This is a genomic window from Vreelandella sp. 2A-K22, assembly GCF_054065485.1.
The window spans coordinates 41,711-63,521 of the sequence record NZ_JBSUGC010000010.1; the positions used below are offsets into that span (position 1 = coordinate 41,711).

Annotated in this window: 15 protein-coding genes; 10 read left to right on the top strand and 5 right to left on the bottom strand. The window is 53.6% G+C overall.

Annotated features, from left to right (window positions below; all coding sequences use genetic code 11):
- The first annotated feature begins 24 nt into the window (after window positions 1-24).
- Window positions 25-1,953 (top strand): TRAP transporter permease, encoded by a 1,929-nt coding sequence (locus ACW17M_RS14485; protein WP_457547684.1) that lies wholly within the window; start codon window positions 25-27, stop codon window positions 1,951-1,953.
- Window positions 1,954-1,983: 30 nt separating this feature from the next.
- Window positions 1,984-3,468 (top strand): aldehyde dehydrogenase, encoded by a 1,485-nt coding sequence (locus ACW17M_RS14490; protein WP_457547685.1) that lies wholly within the window; start codon window positions 1,984-1,986, stop codon window positions 3,466-3,468.
- Window position 3,469: 1 nt separating this feature from the next.
- Here ACW17M_RS14490 and ACW17M_RS14495 read toward each other — a convergent pair whose 3' ends face one another.
- Window positions 3,470-4,159 (bottom strand): GntR family transcriptional regulator, encoded by a 690-nt coding sequence (locus ACW17M_RS14495; protein ID WP_027958360.1) that lies wholly within the window; start codon window positions 4,157-4,159, stop codon window positions 3,470-3,472.
- 161 nt (window positions 4,160-4,320) lie between these two features.
- Here ACW17M_RS14495 and tcuA point away from each other — a divergent pair, with 161 nt between their 5' ends.
- Entirely contained in the window at window positions 4,321-5,745 is a 1,425-nt protein-coding gene (gene tcuA / locus ACW17M_RS14500) for an FAD-dependent tricarballylate dehydrogenase TcuA (protein ID WP_051430488.1), read from the top strand.
- On the top strand, window positions 5,732-6,841 hold the full coding sequence (gene tcuB / locus ACW17M_RS14505; RefSeq protein WP_400669398.1) for a tricarballylate utilization 4Fe-4S protein TcuB: 1,110 nt from the start codon (window positions 5,732-5,734) through the stop codon (window positions 6,839-6,841). The genes tcuA and tcuB overlap by 14 nt, the downstream gene beginning before the upstream one ends.
- Before the next feature lie 342 nt (window positions 6,842-7,183).
- Here the strand turns inward: tcuB and ACW17M_RS14510 are convergent, their stop codons facing one another.
- A complete protein-coding gene (locus tag ACW17M_RS14510; RefSeq protein WP_342584227.1) occupies window positions 7,184-7,864 on the bottom strand; it encodes an IclR family transcriptional regulator in 681 nt (226 codons plus the stop codon).
- Between the two features lie 201 nt (window positions 7,865-8,065).
- On the opposite strand from ACW17M_RS14510, the gene ACW17M_RS14515 reads away from it, so the two are divergent.
- Both ACW17M_RS14515 and ACW17M_RS14520 read left to right on the top strand, forming a co-directional pair.
- Window positions 8,066-10,417, top strand: coding sequence for a cytochrome P450 (locus ACW17M_RS14515; RefSeq protein ID WP_457547686.1), 2,352 nt, complete (start codon window positions 8,066-8,068; stop codon window positions 10,415-10,417).
- A gap of 77 nt (window positions 10,418-10,494) precedes the next feature.
- Window positions 10,495-11,562, top strand: a complete 1,068-nt coding sequence (locus tag ACW17M_RS14520) for a TRAP transporter substrate-binding protein (RefSeq protein ID WP_009286077.1) — start codon at window positions 10,495-10,497, stop codon at window positions 11,560-11,562.
- A 280-nt stretch (window positions 11,563-11,842) separates the two neighbouring features.
- Here the strand turns inward: ACW17M_RS14520 and ACW17M_RS14525 are convergent, their stop codons facing one another.
- The gene (locus ACW17M_RS14525) at window positions 11,843-12,220 is read right to left on the bottom strand and encodes a Rieske (2Fe-2S) protein (protein WP_457547687.1); all 378 of its coding nucleotides are present in this window, start codon (window positions 12,218-12,220) and stop codon (window positions 11,843-11,845) included.
- A 14-nt stretch (window positions 12,221-12,234) separates the two neighbouring features.
- On the bottom strand, window positions 12,235-13,341 hold the full coding sequence (hppD, locus tag ACW17M_RS14530; protein ID WP_022521422.1) for a 4-hydroxyphenylpyruvate dioxygenase: 1,107 nt from the start codon (window positions 13,339-13,341) through the stop codon (window positions 12,235-12,237).
- A 128-nt stretch (window positions 13,342-13,469) separates the two neighbouring features.
- Between hppD and ACW17M_RS14535 the strand changes: the two genes are divergently transcribed.
- The 3 genes from ACW17M_RS14535 to ACW17M_RS14545 all read left to right on the top strand — a co-directional run bounded on the left by ACW17M_RS14535 (window position 13,470) and on the right by ACW17M_RS14545 (window position 17,334).
- Window positions 13,470-13,946 (top strand): Lrp/AsnC family transcriptional regulator, encoded by a 477-nt coding sequence (locus ACW17M_RS14535; RefSeq protein ID WP_022521423.1) that lies wholly within the window; start codon window positions 13,470-13,472, stop codon window positions 13,944-13,946.
- A 33-nt stretch (window positions 13,947-13,979) separates the two neighbouring features.
- The gene (locus ACW17M_RS14540) at window positions 13,980-15,542 is read left to right on the top strand and encodes a sigma-54-dependent transcriptional regulator (protein WP_457547688.1); all 1,563 of its coding nucleotides are present in this window, start codon (window positions 13,980-13,982) and stop codon (window positions 15,540-15,542) included.
- Window positions 15,543-15,873: 331 nt separating this feature from the next.
- Window positions 15,874-17,334, top strand: a complete 1,461-nt coding sequence (locus ACW17M_RS14545; protein WP_457547689.1) for a sodium-dependent transporter — start codon at window positions 15,874-15,876, stop codon at window positions 17,332-17,334.
- A gap of 253 nt (window positions 17,335-17,587) precedes the next feature.
- On the opposite strand, the gene ACW17M_RS14550 is transcribed toward ACW17M_RS14545, so the two are convergent.
- Entirely contained in the window at window positions 17,588-18,073 is a 486-nt protein-coding gene (locus tag ACW17M_RS14550; protein ID WP_457547690.1) for an Lrp/AsnC family transcriptional regulator, read from the bottom strand.
- Between the two features lie 177 nt (window positions 18,074-18,250).
- Between ACW17M_RS14550 and ACW17M_RS14555 the strand changes: the two genes are divergently transcribed.
- Entirely contained in the window at window positions 18,251-21,781 is a 3,531-nt protein-coding gene (locus ACW17M_RS14555) for an indolepyruvate ferredoxin oxidoreductase family protein (protein ID WP_457547691.1), read from the top strand.
- Window positions 21,782-21,811: the final 30 nt, after the last annotated feature.

The window sequence follows — 21,811 nt, forward strand, 5'->3', positions numbered from 1 at the left end:
GAAGTTATCTTCATGGTGAGACTTATGTTAGAAGCTGTTGAATCGGAATCACAGCCTATAGAAAGTACATCATCCAGGCTTCCTGAGGTGGTAAAAAAGCTGGTTGCATTCTCACTTGGCATGATGATCCTTTATACGGGGATCGCTGGTGCTTTTGATTCTCTTGTGCAGCGTTCGGTGATGCTGGCAAGTGTGATTTTATTGGCATTCATGGTGTATCCGCCAAGTATAAAAGGACGTTTTCTTTTCCTGGGGCGAGCCATTGATGGCTTGCTGTGCGTTTTTGCCATTGTCGCGTGTCTTTATGTGGCCTGGAATCAAAACCGCATCCTCACGCAGTTGCCTATCGCTGGGGTGGTGGATATCACCTTATGTGTATTTCTGGTGATCACGGTACTGGAAATATGCCGACGCTCCGTTGGGATCGCGTTTCCATTGATGGTGTTGCTGTCTCTGGCTTATGTCTTCTTTGGCGATAGATTGTCAGGTGATTTTGGACATCGTGGGTATGGCGTTGAGTTGGTTGTCGAAACCCTTTTCCTGTCGGATCTGGGGTTGTGGGGCATGCTGACGGGTATTGGCGCGACGGTTATTGCCTCTTTTGTGCTGTTTGGTGCTGTTCTTATCCGTACTGGCGGCAGCAAGGTCTTTATGGATCTTGCCATGATTTTTGCGGCCAACCGGGTTGGTGGGGCAGCCAAGATGGCAACTGTCGCCTCGGCAGCATTCGGTTCGGTAAATGGTAGTGCGGTAGCCAATGTGGCCACCACTGGCGCTATGACTATTCCCTTGATGAAAAGGATGGGCTATCCCGCACCGATTGCTGGTGCTGTAGAGGCGGTGGCTTCCACTGGTGGGCAACTGACACCACCGATTCTTGGTGCGGCGGCATTTATAATGGCCGAGACGTTGGGTGTCAGCTATCTGTCGGTGGCGTTGGCTGCTTTGATCCCTGCGTTGATGTTTTATTCCAGCGTGTTTATGACCATTCACCTAATCGCCTTGAGAAAGGGAATCGGCGGGCTGTCGGAAGAGAACGATGTGCCTAAGATTAGGGATGCCATTAAGCTTTCTAAATCAGCACCGCTGTTAGTTGGTCTTGGGGTGTTGGTGGTGATGGTGTTAAGCGGTCGCTCGGTCGCTTTCTCGGCCTCCTTGTCCATCGTGGGAATGCTGATTACCTATACGGTGGCCGTAATAGTCCGCGGCGAAGGCATCAAGCCGGTACTGAACACTTTTGTTGACTCGTGCGTGGATACTGGTTACGGCATATTGATCATTATCACGATGCTGGTAAGCGCTCAGATTGTTGTCGCGATGATAAATATGACCGGAGTGGGCGTGACAATATCGTCCTTGGCAGTTGGTCTGGGCGGTGGTTACCTGTTTGGTGTCGCCTTTATTGTGGCGCTGGCCTGCTTGTTGTTGGGCATGGGCATTCCGACAACCGCAGCCTACGTACTGGTAGCGGCGGTCATGGCGCCCGCACTAGTGTCAGCAGGAGTGGAGCCGATTGCCGCGCATATGTTCGTCTTCTACTTCGCGACCATTTCGGTGATTACACCTCCTTTGTGTGTTGCCGTATTTGTTGCTTCCTCGATTGCCGATACCCGCTGGGAAAGAACTGCGCTGCAGGCTGTACGCTTGGCAGCCGTCACCTACGTGATTCCGTTTCTGTTTATTACCTACCCAGGCGTTCTCTTTAACGGAGATGTGTCCCAGATATTGGAAGCGGTGCTGTCTGGCGCAGTGCTAGTGGTATCAGCGTCGATCGTACTCTCTGATATTTTTGAAAAAGACATGAAGAGGAAAATAGGCGCACTGCTGTGCATTGTATCAGCGGCTATGGCCATTATCCCTTCCCTTTATGCCCTGTTCGCGGGAGCGGTTGTACTGCTGTTTGTTCTAGCGTTCGTGAAGCCATTCTCCAGAAATGCTGCAACGTTAAACTAATACATATAACTAAATTGAAGGAATGATGTAATGGGTGAGATGAAGCGCTATCAACTTCGTATTGGCGATCAATGGTGTGATGCGGCAGATGGAAAAGTGCTGGAATCGATCAATCCGCTTAACCAGCAGGCATGGGCATTGATCCCTCAGGCAACTGCTTCTGATGTTGACGCCGCGGTGCAAGCTGCACGACATGCCTTTGAAACCGAATGGCGGTCTACAAATGGCCTACAACGCGCTGCGCTAATGCACGAATTGGCTAATCTGCTCGAATCCGACACCGAGCGCATGGCCCAACTTGAGACCACTGACAACGGCAAGGTAATCCGCGAGACACGGGTGCAGATGCGTTTTGCGGCTCGCAACTACCGCTACTTTGCTGGCTGGGCGGACAAGCTCCAAGGCGAGAGCATTCCGCTAGACCGCCCTGAGCTGGTTGATTTCACTACTCGCGAGCCGCGCGGCGTGGCAGCCTTGATCACCTCTTGGAACTCGCCGATAGCGATCCTCGCCAACAAGCTTGCACCGGCCTTGGCGGCGGGTTGCACCGTTGTAATTAAGCCCTCAGAGATGGCGAGCGTGACCACCCTGGCTTTCGCTGAGCTGTGCGAAAGAGCTGGCTTTCCTCCTGGCGTGATTAACGTGGTGACCGGTGACGGTAGCGTCGGTGCGGCACTCACCGGGCACCCTGATGTCGACCTGATCAGTTTCACCGGCGGTACCGCTACAGGCAAGGCGATTTCTCGGGCCGCCGCCGAGCATCTAACACCGGTGACCCTTGAACTGGGAGGTAAGTCGGCCAACATTGTATTTGCCGATGCTGATCTTGAGCAGGCTGTGACCGGAGCCGTGGCGGGGATCTTTGCCGCCGCCGGTCAGACCTGTATTGCTGGCTCGCGACTGCTGGTGCAGCGGGACATCTACGATCAGGTGGTGGCGCAGGTTTGTGAACGCGCCCGGGCGATTCGTATTGGTGACCCTCGCGATGAGAACACTGAGATGGGCCCGATGGCGACCCAGGGGCAGCATCAACGAGTACTTGACTTCATCGAACGTGCCCGCACTCAGGGTGCTAAGTTGGCGGCGGGCGGTAGGGTGCCGCAGGGCGAAGTATATGGTCGCGGCTATTTCGTCGAGCCGACGGTATTCTCTGATGTGGCGCAGGACTCCGAACTGGCTCAAGAAGAAGTGTTTGGGCCAGTGTTAGCGATTATTCCCTTTGATACGGAGGAGCAGGCTATCGCCATCGCTAACGGCACCGCTTACGGGTTAGTCGCCGGGCTATGGACGCAAAATTTGGCAAGAGCGCATCGCGTTGCCAGACAACTTCAGGTTGGTGGGGTATGGGTCAATACCTATCGCACAAATGCTGCACAAGCACCATTCGGCGGGGTTAAGGCCAGTGGTAGTGGCCGTGAGCGCGGAATGCACGCTTTAGATGAGTACCTTGAGATTAAAAACCTGATGATCGACTTGTCTAACGAAGCCCGCGATCCTTTTGCGATTCGTACTTGATTTAGTCGTCATAACTCTCAAAAAAAGCCTCTAGACGGATCTTGTAGGCCTCACGGATATGGTTGCGTGCCAGCTTTTCCGCGGCTTCCGGGTCGCGTGCTTCGAGCGCGTCAATGATTGCCTGATGCTCACTGCGCGCGGCTTCGGCACGGTTTGGTTTAGCTAGGGTGCTACGCCCAAGCAACATCATTGATTCATGCAGTGAGTGCAGCATTTTAAGCAGGTAGCGGTTGTGTGCACAGCGGTAGAGAGTGCTATGAAATAGCTTATTATTCTTAACTAGATCTTGGGTCTCCTTTAACCGTGCATCGCGATCGCTAATTTCGCGTAGGAAAGCGATTTCAACCTCTGAAGCGTGTTGTGCGGCAAAGCCCGCAGCAGTCCCCTCTAACATCTCGCGCATAGCATATAGCTCGCTAATCATGCTGTGGTCGAGTTCAGTGATGATGGTGCCACGGATCGGATCATTAGCTACCAACCCTTCAAGCTGTAAACGATTAAGAGCTTCGCGTACGGGTGTACGACTTAAGCCTATGCGCTCAGATAAGTCGACTTCACGAATCCTTGTCCCTGGTGGCAGGGTGCCTTCCTTAATAGCTTCGATGATGTAGCTGTAGGCCTGCTCACTGCGCGGTTCGCCGCGCTGATTGGCTGCCTGGGTGGCGTGCTTGCGTGGTGTGGATTCAGTCATAGCTACAAGCCTTAAATTGCGATTTTGACGAATGGTAATGATATGACAATGAACAACACTTGTCATTTTGAACACTGTTGGATACATTTGTATGTATTAGAATTTGGTGTGCGCTTTTACCGTCACCATCTCTTCTTGTCAGTAATCATGAGGGAGTTCCAATGTTGTCATCGACTGGAGAGCGGCTCAGTGAGGCCGATCTGACTGGCCATGACGTGCTGGTGATTGGTGGAGGTAATGCTGCGTTGTGTGCCGCTTTATCGGCGCGTGAGCAGGGCGCCAGCGTGCTGTTACTGGAGAGTGCTCCGCGTCAATGGCGTGGTGGTAATAGTATTCACACCCGTAATTTGCGTTGCATGCATCGTGAGCCTACTGATGTGCTTAGTGACGCCTACCTTGAGGATGAGTTCTTCGATGACGTTTGGCGTGTTACCGGCGGCATTACCAACGAAGTGTTGGCGAAGCATGTGATTCGAGCCTCAGAAACCTGCACCGAGTGGATGAAAAGCTACGGTGTGCGTTTTCAACCATCGCTGGGTGGCACTCTGCACCTGGGGCGAACCAACGCCTTTTTCCTGGGGGGCGGCAAAGCGCTCGTCAATACCTACTACCAGGCAGCTGAGCGACTTGGGGTGACAATTCTCTACGAGGCTGAAGCCGAACAGTTGGTCTTTGATGACAACCGCTTTGACCATGCGTTGGTGACTTACAATGGCTCACCACGCAAGGTGAGTGCTAAGTCAGTGGTGATTGCCTCTGGCGGCTTCGAGTCCAACCAAGCGTGGTTGGAGGAAGCATGGGGAGAGGTCTCCCGTAACTTCCTGATCCGTGGTACTCGCTTCAACCAGGGTAAGATGCTGCGCAGCCTGATTGATAACAGCGCCATGGTGATTGGGGATCCAACGCAAGGTCACGCGGTAGCTATCGATGCACGCGCGCCCAAGTACGATGGCGGTATCGTCACCCGTGTCGACTGTGTATCCCTGGGGATTGTGGTTAACCGCGATGGCAAGCGCTTCTATGACGAAGGCGAAGACTTCTGGCCCAAGCGTTATGCCATCTGGGGACGGCTGATTGCCAAACAGCCGGGGCAGGTGGGCTATTCGATTACCGACTCCAAGGCGCAGGGGCGCTTTATGCCCTCAGTTTTTCCCCCTGAGCAGGCCGATACGCTTGAGGAGTTGGCGCTTAAGCTCGATCTGCCGGTTGACGCCGTACTCAAAACTGTCGATGAATTCAATGCTGGCGTACAGCCTGGCAACTTCGATCACAGTGTGCTCGACGATTGCCATACACAGGGTGTTACGCCCGAAAAGACCCATTGGGCGCAGCGTATCGACGAGCCTCCATTCTACGGCTACCCACTTCGTACTGGCATTACCTTCACCTACTTAGGCGCTAAAGTCGATGAAAAAGCGCGTATGTACATGGCTAACGGCGAGTTGGCGGACAATGTTTTCCTAGCCGGTGAGATCATGGCCGGTAATATTTTAGGCCAGGGCTATGTTGCTGGCTTTGGTATGACCATCGGCACCGTATTTGGTCGCATCGCAGGCACAGAGGCAGGCAATTATGCAAAAGATTGACGCACTAATCGAAGAAACCCGCAACAACATGACGATCTGCAATGCCTGCCGGTATTGTGAAGGGTTCTGCCCGGTATTTCCGGCCATGGAGCGGCGTCGTACGTTCACTCCCGAGGATCTTAAGTATCTGGCCAACCTATGTCACAACTGCGGTGAGTGCTACTACGCTTGCCAGTACGCTCCGCCCCATGAGTTTGCCGTTAACGTACCGCAGTCAATGGCCAAGCTTCGTGTCGAGTCTTATCGACAGTATGCTTGGCCACAGCCGTTGGCCCGTCTGTTTGACCGCAGTGGCTTGCTTGCCGCCTTGGCACTGGCGGTAGGGTTGACGCTCATCCTGTTGATTGCCATTGCGCTAAATGGTGATCTGTCGGCACTGGTCACCACACAGCATAGTGGCGACTTCTACGTGCTATTGCCACATAACACCATGGCGGTGACCTTTGGCTCGGTGTCGTTGTTTGTGCTGTTAGCGTTGATCATGGGGATGGTGCGCTTTTGGCGCGAAAGCGGCGAGGGCGTCACTGGGCTTGGCGATGCCGAAAGCTGGCGGCAGGCACTCAAAGAAACTTTTTCACTCCAGCATCTGCACGGTCAGGAAGAGGCTGGCTGCACTTACCCAGATGCCTATCATTCGCACTGGCGGCGGCGCTTCCACCATTTTACCTTTTACGGGTTCATGCTTAGCTTCGCAGCGACCGTGACCGGCACCATCTATCACTATGTGTTTGGCTGGCAGGCGCCCTACGATTTTATCAGTCTTCCCAAACTGTTCGGTACCTTGGGCGGCATCGGCCTTTTGATAGGTCCGGCGGGGCTTTTGTACCTCAAGCTGGTGCGTGATCAGGACACTGCTGATGTGCGCCAGATGGGAATGGATGTGGCTTTCATAGTGCTGCTGTGGCTGACCGGCTTAACAGGCCTGTCCCTAATGCTGCTACGTGAGACCTCAGCCATGGGGGTTATGCTGGTGGTGCATTTAGGCGTGGTTATGGCACTTTTCATCACCATGCCCTATGGCAAGTTCGTGCATGGTTTCTATCGTTTATTGGCGGTCTATCGTAACGCCCTGGAGCGCAATCGCCTTGACCAATAATCTTCTCTCCAGAGGCAGCACCCGCACGCCAGCCGACATAATATCGTCTGTAGGACTCTACCAAGTGTCACCTTACCGATTATCAAGCGGCCGTGAATCAACTTATGACTAAATTAGCCATAAGAGGTTGCCCTCTCATGGTTGTTACGACGAAGACGCTGAGCGGCACGGAAAGCGTCAATGAGGAATTGTAGCCCTAGCGCGGCGAAGCCGATCGGTAGGAGTACTGACGTTAAGCTTGCTGGCTACGCTTGTTTCACGAAGGTATTCGTTTGCCTGGTAATGGCCATTTAGAATCAGCTGGAGTCCTGAGAGGCACCTCAAAGGTCTTATTAATCCAGGTTATCGAGCGATCAGTTCGGCAATTCGCTGGGCAGCTGCTTTTACTTCCGTGATAGCGGTCTCTTTATCTAGATCCTCCATGGCCACCACGCCCACACAGGCCTCAATGGTAGGGCGAAACGATGTGGACGAGATAGCGCTGGCCACGCCTACTGCCCCGCGTTGTAGCTGCCCATGAGTCAGGCTGTAGCCGTCGAGTCGTGCCTGCTTTATCGCCTCACCTTCTTCCGGGTGAGGGGGCCGTTCGGCAAGGATGGCAATACCGGCAGCGCCCAACGTCAACGGATGGCGGCTACCCACTCGGTAGCCGATTTGCAGAGGCATTTCTCCTGACTCTGCCACCATTAACACAACGCATTCCTCCCCCTGAGCGACAGAGATGAAAGCGGTGGCGCGGGTGGCTCTGGCTAGTGCTTGCAAGAGTGGCTGGGCAATAGCGCGCAGATGAGGTTCAAAGCGAGACGCAAGCAGTGCCGTACCAGCACCCAGGCGAATGGGGCCTTCGGGGGTGCGCGTAATCAGCCCATGGCTGGCCAGGGTGGTCACGATGCGGTAGGCAATGGCTCGATGAATATCGAGGCGTTCAGCTAGGTCGGCAATGGAAATGCCATCGCTATGCTCGGAGACAATTTCCAGTGCCTTGAGTCCGCGATCAAGCGTTTGCAACGTGTTGTTAGCCATAGAAAGCACCTCGGTATTAGGGTTCGGTAAGTGGGCGCGATAACAGGACTCAATAGTTAGCCAAGCGATACAGACTAACGCAGCTACGCTGAGGAGTTGACTCGCCGACAGAAACTGCCTACCTTCATTGTGCATTAAAAGAAACTAAGTGTTCGATAAAAGTAAAACAAATACGAGCCACTTAATTTTACGGAGCCCTTCATGGCATCAGTGTCTCACCGTTCTGGTAGTGCATCAGGCGAGTGCCCTTTTCAACCATCACAGGCGTCCGTGGCATTATCGCCTACCGGTTGCCCAGTCTCCCCTGAAGCGGCCGAATTCGATCCCTTCGATGCGCCTTATCAGCTTGACCCCGCTGAGGCGCTGCGTTGGTTCCGCGAACAGGAGCCGGTGTTCTACAGTCCCAAACTCGACTACTGGGTCGTGAGCCGCTATGAAGATGTGAAGGCGGTTTTCCGTGACAACGTCACCTTCTCGCCCTCTATCGCGTTGGAGAAACTAACCCTCGCACCGCCCGAGGCGACGAAAATTCTCGAGGGCTACGGTTTCGCAATGCGTCGTACCATGGTCAACGAGGATGAACCGGATCACATGGAACGCCGCCGCCTCCTGATGGATGCCTTCCTGCCCGAGAACCTTGAGAAGCATGAAGCGTGGGTACGTGAGTTGGTGCGTGACTATATGGATCGCTTCATCGACAAGGGGCATGCAGATCTGGTGGGCGAGATGTTTCGGGAAATTCCCATGACCGTCGCGCTGCGCTTCCTGGGTGTTCCCAATGAGGACGCCAAGGAGCTTCGCAAGTTCTCGGTTGCCCACACGCTGAATACCTGGGGCCGCCCATCCCCGGAGCAGCAACTGCAGATTGCCGAGGATGTGGGCCAGTTCTGGCAAACCGCACAAACTATCCTCGACCGCATGTGTGCCGATCCCAGCGGCGAGGGGTGGATGTACGACTCTATCCGCATGCACAACAGGCATCCTGACATTGTGCCGGAGAGCTATTTGCGCTCGATGATGATGGCCATTCTGGTGGCTGCCCATGAGACCACCGCGTTCGCCACCACCAATGCCTTTCGTACTCTGCTATCGAACCAGGAGTCATGGAACGACATCTGCGAGAACCCTGCTTTGATCCCCAGCGCCATCGAGGAGTGCCTGCGCGCCGCCGGTTCGGTCGTGGCCTGGCGACGTATCGCGACCGAAGACACCCAGTTAGGGGGCAAGACGATTCCGAAGGGGGGTAAGCTGTTAATCGTGCAGGCGTCGGCCAACCGCGATCCGAGACACTTTGAAAATCCTGACGAGTTTGATATCTACCGCCATAACTCAGCGGAGCACTTCACTTTCGGCTACGGTGCGCACCAGTGCATGGGGAAGAACATCGCCCGCATGGAGATGCGCATCATCCTTGATGAATTTGTCCGTCGGTTACCCCATATAGATCTGGTCGAGGACCAATCGTTTGAGTATCTGCCCAACACCTCTTTCCGTGGGCCCACGTCGCTATGGGTGGAGTGGGAGCCTGCGCAGAATCCTGAACGGCGACACCACGATGTGTTGGAGAACCCTACGCTTTTCCATATTGGCGCACCTATCAAGGAGGATATCGTGCGTCGGGTCGTGGTCGCCGAGGTGAAACGTGAAGCTGAGGCGGTGATCTGTGTTGGTTTGGTGGATCCCCATGGGCGTGAGTTACCCGACTGGACCCCCGGTTCGCATATAGAGCTGGTATCGGGAGAGTGGCGCCGCTACTACTCACTGTGCGGGACACGCGATGACCGTAACCGTCTTTCCATCGCCATCCTGCGAGAACCCGAGGGGCGCGGCGGCTCGGTGTACTTCCACGATACGGTCAAGCCGGGGGATGTATTGCATATCGCTGGTCCCAAGAACCATTTCCACCTGGACGAGACGGCAACGCGCTATACCCTGATAGCCGGTGGTATTGGCATCACGCCGATTATTGCCATGGCGGATCGACTCAAGGCTCTCGGCAAGCCCTATGTACTCCACTACTGCGGTGCCGGACGGCGAACCATGGCCTTTTTGGAGAGAGTCGAACGTGACCATAGCGCCGCGCTAACCCTCCATGCCGGTGATGAAGGGTGTCGCCTTGATCTACCGAGTGCACTTAGCAGCCTAGCCGAAGGTGAACAGGTCTACGCCTGCGGCCCTGAGCGCCTGCTGGAGGCGCTTGGGTCGCTGGCGGAGAAGTGGCCCGAGGGTACCTTGCACGTTGAGCACTTCACCGCTCGCTCCAACATCCTCGATCCTGAGAACGAGCACGCCTTCGAAGTAGTGCTGGCGGACTCCGACCTGACGCTGCAGGTCGGTAACCACCAGACCCTGCTTGAGGCGCTAACCGCGGCGGGGGTGGATGTACCGAGCGACTGCTGCGAAGGCCTGTGTGGTACCTGCGAAGTGGCTGTGACCGATGGGAATATCGATCACCGAGACCTAGTGCTCAGCCGTACGGAGCGCGACGCTAATGACCGAATGATGGCCTGCTGCTCGCGGGCAGCGGGCAAGCGTCTGACTTTGGCGCTCTAAACGTTAACACCCTTAAAAGAACCTCTGTTTTACACTGGCACCATCGGGTACATGAACCATCAAAAAGGATAATCACAATGAAAAAAATGGCGACGTTGACCACCTTTTCAGCCCTGATGCTCTTGAGCTCTTTTCAAGGCGCGGCAGCGGCCGATACCGTGCTTCAAGTGAGTACCTGGGCGGGCCCTAACCACGGCGTTAATACCATCGTCTGGCCCACATGGGGGAAATGGGTTGAAGAGGCGACCGATGGTCGCGTCAGTGTCAATGTGACCCACGACCTTGGGCCGCCTAACGCGCAAATGGAGTTGGTGGCAGACGGTGTCGCCGATGTCACCTGGCTCTTCCACGGTTTAATGCCAGGGCGCTTTGAGCTGACCAAACTACCGGAATTCCCCACCTTTGAAGACTTTTCATCAGAAAATGCCTCCGTGGCTTACTGGCGTACTCACCAAGAATACCTAAGCGATGCCGGAGAGCATCGCGGCGTAGAAGTCCTGGGTTTGGGAGTGCATGGCCCTGGGGCGCTCTTCCTGGCTGAACCGATCGAAAGCCTTGACGATTTGCAAGGTAGACGGGCGCGTATAGGGGGCGGCGTGATGGCAGATATTTCCAGCGCGCTAAGCCTCACCGGTGTCGCACTACCGCCAGGTGGGACATACGAAGCAGCCACGCAAGGAGTGATCGACGGTGCAATGCTAACCCTTGAGGGACTTAAGAGCTTTCGATTAGCCGAGGTATTGCCCTACACGGTACAAATGCCGGGCGGCTTCTATCGTGGCAGCTTTTCCCTGGTCATCAATCCTGATACCTGGCAGTCGCTTTCCGAGCAAGACCGTAACGCCATTATGGATGTCTCAGGCGAAAAGCTGTCCCGTCTGTTTGGTTTCATGATGGATACCGTCGATGTGCGTGGCGTTGAGTTTGCCAAGGAGGAGGGCAACACCTTTATCGAGTTGCCTTCTGAAGAGGTCGAAAACTTCATGCAATTGGCGGCCAGCCTCCCCAGCGACTGGTTTGAAGTGGCCGCTGCGAAAGATGTTGATGGAGAGGCCGCCCGCGCATTCTTTCTCGAACAATTGCAGGTTGTCGCAGGCGACGATGAAGGCCTGAGCGCTGACGATGTGGTTGATCCTGACGCCTAAACTACGTGTTTTAATGTGCTAACTCGTATTCAGTCAATGCTGCCTCGCTTAGAGAAAGAGATATTGGCAAAACGTATCGGAATGAGGGAGTCTTGATCTAGGCAGTAATAGGCTTTTGGTGAGTATAGCGTTTCTGAGGAGCTGTATTGCTCATAAGCGAACTCGTTGAGTTCGCTTATGATGTGGCTGAATAATTGTGGGTTATTTATTCGATCTGGCCATGGTTGTCAGGTTTTTAACTAGAGATAAAAAATAAGTTAGAACTTATGAAGTGATACTGTTAAGGCTCTCTATGCTTTATGCATAAGTTGCCTGCTAAGTCTTCAACGACAGGTATGGCGTCAAGTTTGTCACAGTCGCCTGTTAAGCAGTCTCCCGTTTTAATGTCAAACGCCGCCCCATGCGCACTGCATAGAAAACGGTGGCCATCTGATGAAATGATACTGTCCGACCGATAGTTTAAAGGTAAATATTGGTGAGGGCAGGCATTAACGTAGCAATAAATCGTGCTATTTATGCGTGTTGCAATGACCGGGAAAGATCCATTGCTGCTCATTACTTCCACGCAGCGTGCTTTGCCTTCTGGTATAGCGCTAGAAGGGCAAATAACAGCCCCCTCTTGGGGGGCATTTTCATAGTTACGCCAAGCGTCATGCACGGTGTGCCCTTTTACTATTCAGCGGTACTTTGCAACACGCCGCGGTTAATCTGATCCTCTTCGATGGACTCGAAAAGTGCTTTAAAATTGCCCTCTCCAAAACCATCATCGCCTTTACGCTGGATGAACTCGAAAAAGATGGGGCCAATCACCGTTTTGGAGAAAATTTGTAGCAAAATTCGGGTTTCGCCGCCGCCCACGACACCTTCGCCGTCAATCAAAATGCCACGGCTGCGCAGTTTATCGAGAGGCTCCTGGTGGTCTTTAACACGCTCTAGCGACTTTTCGTAGTAGATGCTCGGCGGGCCAGGCATAAATTCGAGACCTGCATCAGCGATTAAGTCAGTACCGGAGTAGATGTCGTTTGTGGCAATGGCGATATGCTGAATGCCTTCGCCGTTATATTCGCGCAAGTACTCTTCAATCTGGCTGTGATCGTCGGCACTTTCGTTAATGGGTATGCGAATTTTACCATCTGGAGAAGTCAATGCACGGCTGGTAAGACCTGTCATTTTACCGGTGATATCAAAGTAGCGTATTTCGCGGAAGTTAAAGGTGTCATGGTAAAACTTATACCATGTGTCCATATTGCCGCGAATAACGTTATGAGTGAGGTGATCAAGATAGTAAAAACCAAACCCCTTAGGATTAGGATCTACCTCATCGAACCACTCAAATTCGTTTGAATAACAGCTGCCTTTTTCGCCATACGTATCAATAAAGTAAAGCAGCGAACCGCCTATGCCAATAACCGCAGGCGCATCGATGGACTTATTACCTGTGAACTCTTCTGCACCCAAGTCGACGGCACGTTTTAGCGCATGCTGAGCATCAACGACGCGCCAAGCCATTGCTGGAGCACAGGGGCCGTGCGCCTCAATAAATGCTGACGCATGCGAGTTAGGCTCACTGTTAAGCAGGTAGTTGATATCGCCTTGACGATAAACGGTGATCGACTTGTCACGATGTTTTGCAACAGGAACGAAACCCATTTGCCGAAATAAACTATCTAGTTTTTCCGGCTCGGGGTGTGCAAATTCAACAAACTCGAAGCCATCTGTGCCCGCTGGGTTTGCATCATTTATGGTTGCTTTGGGTGCGTCATGAGGGAAGGGGCCCATCGTTGTCTCTCCTTTATTGTCTTGTTGGGTGACAAGTTCAGTATAGGGAAGAGCCGGTACAATTAGGTTGCAAACTAACCTAAGATGCAGCCAAATAGTGCATAGAATGTGCGCAAAAGGAGTGCTGTATGCACGGAATTTCATTGGATCGTTATGATCTTGCAATTTTGTCAGCATTGCAAAAGAACTCAGCCCTCACCAATTCAGAGCTGGGTGAGCGAGTCAGCCTGTCTCCCTCTCAGTGCTCCCGACGCAAAGCGCGGCTAGAAGCCGAAGGTGTGATTAAGGGCTATTCGGCTAGGCTTGATGCTACTAGCCTAGGGTTTGGGCTGCGCGCTATCACCAGGGTTAATCTCAAAGCTCATGGTGAAAGCATGGATGATGATTTTGTGACATTACTGACGAAGCACGCCATGGTTCGTGAGGCCTATTCTGTGTCGGGAGACGCAGACTATGTGTTACATATCATCGCCAAGGATCTAACAGCGTTTTCGGACTTTATTCATCATCATTTATTGCCTCATCCTAATGTCACCCAGGTTCGCTCTGAAATAATACTGCGTAGTATGAAAGAGGAGCAGGGGTTGCCGGTAGAAGGTGGCTAAGTAACTGCGTTTGTTTTGTGCTGTGAGGGTTCTATGCGTCTTAAATTTCACTGTCAGAATCGAATCGGCATTCTTCGCGATATTGTGGCCCAATTTGCTGACTACAGAATTAATGTCGCGCGAGGTGAAGTGGGGGGCGATCACGGCAGTACCATCTATCTACATGTCCCACAATTACTTAATGCTCAGTTGAGTACGCTTAAACCAGTATTGGAAGGCATTCCCGGTGTGTTTGGCGTTAAGCGCGCCAGCTTGATGCCCAGCGAACGGCGCCATTTGGAGTTGGATGCGCTGCTATCCTCGCTTTCTGACCCAGTGATGTCGATAGATATGCAGGGTCGGATTGTGGCGGCCAACCGTATTGCTGTCCAGGTATTGGGGGTGCGTGTTCAAGAAGTACCAGGGCTCTCGCTGGATCGTTACCTTGATGAGGTAGATCTTCCCGATTTAATTCGCCGTAACAACTCACGCATCAATGGGCTGCGAATCAAGCTGAAAGGCGATACCTATCTTGCTGATATAGCTCCCCTGCACACCGAAGACACGAATGTAGATTCATTAGCCGGAGCGGTTGTGACGTTACATCGTGCTGACCGCATCGGTGCCCGTATTTATCAAGTACAGCGCCAAGAGCTGCGTGGCTTTGAAGCCATCTTTCAATCGAGTTCGCGATTGGAGGCCGTGATCAACGAGGCGCGTCGCATGGCGCCATTGGATGCACCGCTACTGATTATGGGTGAAACGGGAACCGGGAAAGAGCTGGTGGCCAGGGCCTGTCATTTGGCCAGCCCCCGTGGGCAAGCGCCGTTCGTGGTGCTTAGTTGTGCTGGGCTTCCTGAATCAATGGCCGAAACAGAGCTTTTCGGTTACGCACCCGGTGCCTTCGAGGGCGCTCGCCCGGAAGGAAAGCTTGGCCTTCTGGAGCTTAATGCAGGCGGTACGGTCTTTCTTGATGAAGTCGGTGAAATGAGCCCTCGGCTGCAGACGAAACTGTTACGCTTCCTTCAGGATGGCGGATTCCGTCGAGTTGGGAGCGACGAAGAAACCTTTCTTGATGTGCGGGTGATCTGCGCCACTCAGCAAAACCTACCTCAGCTATGTAGTGAAGGTCTGTTTCGGCTAGATCTTTATCACCGTCTCAATGTGCTCTCTCTACAGGTGCCCCCTTTGCGCGAATGCCTGGACGGCATCGAAGACTTGGCGGCCTATGTGCTTGATCGTGCGGCGCGTCAGATAGGCTGTCCTTTACCGGAGCTTTCGACTGCTGCGTTGGAAAAAATAACCGGCTACGACTGGCCGGGTAATGTGCGTCAGTTGGAAAATGTGCTGTTTCAGGCGGTGTCATTATGCGAAGAGACGGCCATTCAGCCAGCGCATTTGCGCCTTCCGCAGAGCGAAGTGTCGCCTGCGCTTACTGGCATTCCCTTAGAGGGAAGCTTGAGCGACATGTTAGGGGAGGTGGAAAGAAATATCTTAAGTACGTTGTATCAACAGTATCCTTCCAGCCGCCAGTTAGGAAAGCGGTTGGGCGTTTCGCACACCACTATTGCCAATAAGCTCAAGCGTTACGGCATTTGTGCTCAAGAAGATTCTTAAAAAGTCCCATGGCAGGTGAATTAACTGTCACGATTTGTTTACGGGGTGTCAGAAAAACGCAACGGCAAGACCCCAGCCCTCGGCATATCCTCTTACGCGTAACGATTAGTTTACAGTTGAGACTCGCTTATGTGGGTAGCATCGCGCTCAATGTGATGTGACCCCATTCCTGCCCTATCGCTATCCCCATAGACTCTTTATAGATTGCTCTTTATGACTGGTTGATCACAGTTGGTTGGCTTTTATAAGTAGCTAATCGCTCTTAAGTAGCTGTTCTAGCTGCTCATAAATAAATAGCCTAAAAAACAATATAAATTTATAAGGTTTCCCAATGACAACGACAAATACGCCTCCCAATACGCTGTGGCTGGGCCGCTGGGGATTTGTACTGGCAGCCACTGGTTCTGCAGTGGGACTCGGTAATATCTGGAAGTTTCCTTACATCACGGGCGAGTTCGGGGGTGGCGCTTTCGTGCTGGTCTACCTGGCCTGCATATTGGCGGTAGGCGTCCCCATCATGATGGCTGAAATCAGTTTTGGCCGCCGCGGGCGAGGAAGCCCGGTTGACGCTATCCGTCGGGTGGTGCATGAGTCGGGCCATGGTAGTTTTTGGTCGATCTTTGGCTGGATGGCCATGCTCTGTGGTTTCATGATTCTGTCGTTCTACGTCGTAGTCGCTGGCTGGTCATTTTCCTATCTGTGGAAAATGCTGAGCGGCGGACTGGCCGGTAATAACGTCGATGACATGGCGGCAATTTTCGCCGCTAATAATGCCAACCCTTTCACGCTAGGTGCTTGGAGTACGCTAGTGACGGTGCTGACCATGTTCATCGTCGGCAAAGGCGTACAGGCTGGCATTGAAAAGAGTGTCAGCTGGATGATGCCAGGCATGGTGATCATGCTGGGTATATTGATCGGCTACGGTGCTTTTTCCGGTGGCTTTGCTGAAGCATGGTCTTTCCTGTTCTCTTTCAATACCGAAGGGTTAAGCAGTGAAGGATTATTAGCAGCGCTGGGGCATGCCTTCTTTACCTTGTCGCTCGCATCGGGTGCGATTCTTACCTACGGCTCTTACCTGCCAGAAGGGCACTCCATCGCGCGCACGACATTCAGCGTGGCCATTGCCGATACCGTTGTTGCACTAATGGCAGGCTTGGCTATTTTCCCGATTATTTTCGCAAACGGAATGAATCCCGGCCAAGGGCCAGGATTGATCTTCATGAGCTTGCCATTGGCCTTCCAAGCGATGCCGTTTGGTACGCTGTTTGGCGTTCTGTTCTTTGTCATGCTGTCGATGGCTGCGCTTACGTCGTCGATTTCGATGATTGAGGCGACAGTCGCCTGGCTTGTTGCAAGCAAAGGGCTGACGCGTAAACGAGCATCGTGGGGTGTGGGTATCGTGCTGTGGTTGGTGAGTACCTTGGCAATGCTGTCATTCAACATGGGCGCGGATTGGACGTTTGCAGGTCGCACTTTCTTCGATTGGCTGGACTACTTGACCTCCCGCTGGATGATGCCGTTAGGCGGTTTGGGTATGGCGCTAATGGCAGGTTTCCTGCTGCGTACTGAAATATTCAGGGCGGAGCTAGGGCTCTCCCGTACCCAGCATGCACTGTGGCTATTTATGGTGCGTTACGTCAGCCCATTAGGCATCGTGTTAATTTTCATTGATACGCTGGGCCTAGCGACACTCCAGATAGGTACTCAGTGGCCGTGGTTGCTAGCACTGCTGGTGCTGATCACCGTGGTAGGAGAGTTCGCTAGCCCGCGATTACGTCAACCGGCTTCCTGAAGCTTTTCAGGAACAAGTGCTCAATAGATCTGAATAGAGAGATTGAAGCGCTCCCATCCACAGATGGGGGCGCTTTACGTTAGAGGGATACAATGAGCCGGTTTGCCTGCTGCAAGTTGCCTTGCCACTTCCTGCTCAAAGTGTGGTTCTAGCGGTTTCTCCAGGTCATTGACGAGTGCATTAAGCGTAGCGCCTGCTTCCTGCTTTAAGTTGTGGGCTAACGTTGCGGTTGACGTTACATAGCAGCGTTTTGTTAGCGAATCGGAATAGCGGTCTCTTCTTTGATATTACGTAGCACGAAATTGGAATTGACCTGGGAAATGCCATCCAAGGTGAAGAGTTTCTCATTCAGAAAGCGGTCATAAGCCGCCATGTCTTCGATAACCACTCGCAGAACGAAATCCGCGTTGCCGGTAGTGGCATAGCACTGCAGCACTTCTGGGTATTGCAGGATGCGGTTTTCGAACTCGACGGTGTTGTCGATGTGGTGGCGAACCAACGTCACCATCACCAATGCCGACAGTGGCTGGCCCACCAGGCTGGGTTCCACCAACGCCGCAAAGCGGCGGATCACGCCACTATCTTCCAAAGCCTTTACACGTCGCCAGCAGGCGGCGGGGGATAGCCCGATCTGTTCGGCGAGCTCATTGTTGGTAATGCGCCCCTGTTGCTGAAGCAGGGTAAGAATGCGCTGATCATGCCTGTCTAAGGTGATTAGTTTGGTCGCTTCTTTCTTCATAGTGCCATTTCATTTGTTTGTGGTTTGTTGAATATCATTGCGTTAAATCTCAAAAAATGAAAGTAATGATCAATAACCAGGCTTTTGAAGAGTGAATTAGCAAGCACCTTTAGTGCGCTCTTGGCTAGACTCAAGCGTATTACAACCATAACTCTTCAACCGTACTGGTGAACTCCCATGACAACCCCCTCGATCGCTGAGCAGGCGGGTTCTATTGCCCAGCCTCTCGATATTGCACTCGATGACAATCTTCTCGATGACTATGCGCTGGCCGATCGCTATACCCGCGGAGAAGGCCGTGTCTTTCTCACCGGCACCCAGGCATTGGTGCGTATCGCCTTACGCCAAGCCGAGCTTGATTGCCACAATGGCCGCCACACGGCAGGACTCATCAGCGGCTATCGAGGCTCGCCCTTAGGCGGTGTAGACCAAGAGATCTGGCGGGCGAAAGCCGCCATGGAAGAGCACCACATCGATTTTGTCCCTGCTATAAACGAAGACCTTGCCGCCACCATGATGCTGGGTTGCCAGCAAGTCGAGACAGACCCCGATAAGCAAGTAGATGGCGTGTTTGGCATGTGGTACGGCAAGGGGCCTGGCGTTGATCGCGCGGGCGATGCCTTAAAGCACGGTAATGCCTACGGTAGCTCGCCGACTGGCGGTGTGCTGGTGGTCGCCGGGGATGACCATGGGTGTGTGTCGTCCTCCATGCCACACCAGTCTGATGTCGCCTTTATGGCGTGGTTCATGCCGGTAGTGAGCCCTGCATCATTGGCGGAATATGAACGCTTTGGGCTTTGGGGCTATGCACTTTCACGCTTCTCGGGTTGCTGGGTGGGTTTCAAAGCCGTTTCTGAAACCGTAGAGAGTGGCGCGTCGGTGGACGTGCCTCCCTTGCCAGAATATGTAACGCCCGATTTCGATATGCCGGAAGGCGGGCTGCACTACCGCTGGCCCGATCTGCCGGGGCCACAGCTTGAGACTCGCCTTGAGCACAAGCTGGCTGCCGTTCAGGCGTTTGCCACGGCCAATCCGATTGATCAGTATCTATTTCGCCAGGAACAGGCGACTTTTGGGCTAGTCACCACAGGCAAGGGCCATCTGGATTTACTTGAAGCGCTGCGTTTGTTGGGGCTGGATGAAGCCAAACTGCGTGATCTAGGGATTGAGATATATAAGGTCGGGATGGTGTGGCCGCTTCATCGCCCTGGCATCCTTGAGTTTATTCATGGCAAGCGCGAGGTGCTGGTCATTGAAGAAAAGCGCGGCATTATCGAAAGCCAGCTGAAGGAGTACATGTCGGAACCCGATCATCCAGGCGAGGTCATCGTGACCGGCAAGCAAGATGAAACCGGCAAGCCCTTGATTCCCTTTGTTGGAGAGCTGAGCCCGCGTCTCTTGGCAGGCTTCGTGGCAGAGCGTTTGGAGCGCTTTTTCAAGATTGATTTTAGCGACAAGCTGGCAACCGTTGATGCTTGCCAAGCCGGCGTTAAGGAGCTCGGCGGTGTACGCCGCATGCCCTATTTCTGCTCCGGCTGCCCGCATAATAGCTCGACTAAGGTACCCGAAGGCAGCAAGGTGCTGGCGGGTATCGGATGCCATTTTATGGCTTCGTGGATGGATCGCAGCACCGAATCGTTAATTCAGATGGGTGGCGAAGGTGTTAACTGGGTGGGCAAGAGCCGCTTTACCGGCAATGGCCATATTTTCCAGAACTTAGGCGAAGGCACCTGGTTTCACTCGGGCTCAATGGCCGTGCGCCAGGCAGTGGCTGCCAACGTTAATATTACCTATAAAATTCTGTTCAACGACGCGGTTGCCATGACGGGCGGCCAACCTGTAGATGGGCAAATCAACGTGCCCATGATTGCCCGGCAATCGCTGGATGAGGGCGTTCGCCGAGTCATGGTGGTCAGTGACGAACCGGAGAAGTACCGGGGGCATGAAAAGGAATTCCCTAAAGAGGTTACCTTCCATAGCCGCGAAGAGATGGATACGCTGCAGCGTGAGCTGCGCGAAATTCCAGGCTGTACGGTGTTGATTTATGATCAGGCATGCGCGGCTGAGAAACGTCGTCGGCGCAAGCGCGGTCAGTTGGAAGACCCTGCCCGCCGGGTGTTTATCAACCACCATGTTTGCGAAGGCTGTGGTGATTGTTCCGTACAGTCCAACTGTTTATCGGTGGTGCCTCGCGAGACCGAGCTAGGTCGCAAGCGCAAAATCGACCAGTCCTCCTGTAACAAGGACATGTCCTGCGTCAGTGGTTTTTGTCCCAGCTTTGTCACTGTAGAAGGTGGCGGGCTGCGTAAAGGCCAGGGCGTTGCGGCAGATAATGCCTTTTGGAAACGTATAGCGCATTTGCCTAGTCCTGCTATCGCCCCTTTGAATGCTCCTTATGACCTGCTGGTAGGGGGCGTTGGTGGCACGGGGGTGGTGACCGTCGGGCAACTGATCACCATGGCGGCACACCTGGAAGGCAAGGGCTCCAGCGTGCTCGACTTTATGGGGTTTGCGCAAAAAGGTGGGGCAGTACTGAGCTATGTGCGCTTGGCATCTCAGCCCAGTGAGCTTAATCAGGTACGTATCGAAGCGGGGCAGGCCGATGCGATGATCGCTTGCGATATGGTGGTGGCGAGTTCTCAGAAAGCGCTGAATGTGCTGCAGCCGACCACGCGTATTGTGGCGAATCTGGCCGAGCTAGCCACAGCGGATTATGTGCTTTATCGCGATGCGGATATGCAGCCCAGCAAGCGTCTTAACATGTTGCGTGAAGCGGTAGGAGATGAACGCTTTGCTTCTCTAGATGCCAATCGCCTAGCTGAACAGCTGCTAGGGGATACCGTATTCTCCAATATGATGATGCTCGGGTTTGCCTGGCAGCAAGGGCTGGTGCCGCTTTCTGAGCCTGCGCTGCAGCGTGCTCTAGAACTCAATGGCGTCGCAGTGGAAAAGAACCGCCAAGCATTTGCCTGGGGGCGCTTGGCAGCGGTGGAACCCGATTACCTCCAGCAGCACCTGGATAAGATGCCACTGTCCGCGAATGCCACACTGGACGAAGTGGTAGCGCGTAATCGTCGCCACCTGGAGCGCTATCAGAACCGAGCCTGGGCTGAACGTTACGTGACCCAGGTGACTAAAGTGCGTGAAGCAGAAACAGCGCTAAAATGTGGCCAATCACTGAGTGAGGCCGTTGCTCATCAGCTCTATCGTTTGATGGCGTATAAAGATGAGTATGAAGTGGCGCGACTTTACACCCAGAGCGATTTTCTAGATGAGATCAAAGCAACGTTTTCTGGTGATTACCAGTTAACCTTCCACTTGGCGCCGCCGCTTATAGGTGGTCGTAAGGATGCTCAGGGGCGTCCAGTGAAGCGCCGCTTCGGCCCCTGGATGCTGAAGGCAATGGGCGCGTTGGCAAAGATGCGCGGTTTGCGCAACACGGCTCTCGATCCTTTCCGCTTCAGCGCCGACCGCAAGCTCGACCGCGCCTTATTGGCTGATTACGAGCAGCTTATCGATGAGTTAGTGGCTCGTCTTGATGGCACTAATCATGGGACTACCTTGGCGCTGGCTAAGCTGCCGGAAGAGATTCGTGGCTTCGGGCCAGTTCGCGAAGCAGCTGCCGAGAAAGCCAACGAGCGCCGCGAGACGTTGCTGGTGGAGCTACGCGAAGGTCACTCGAAGACCATCGCTGTGGAAGCCGCTTGAGTTGACTCATATAGGTAAGAACAGGCCACG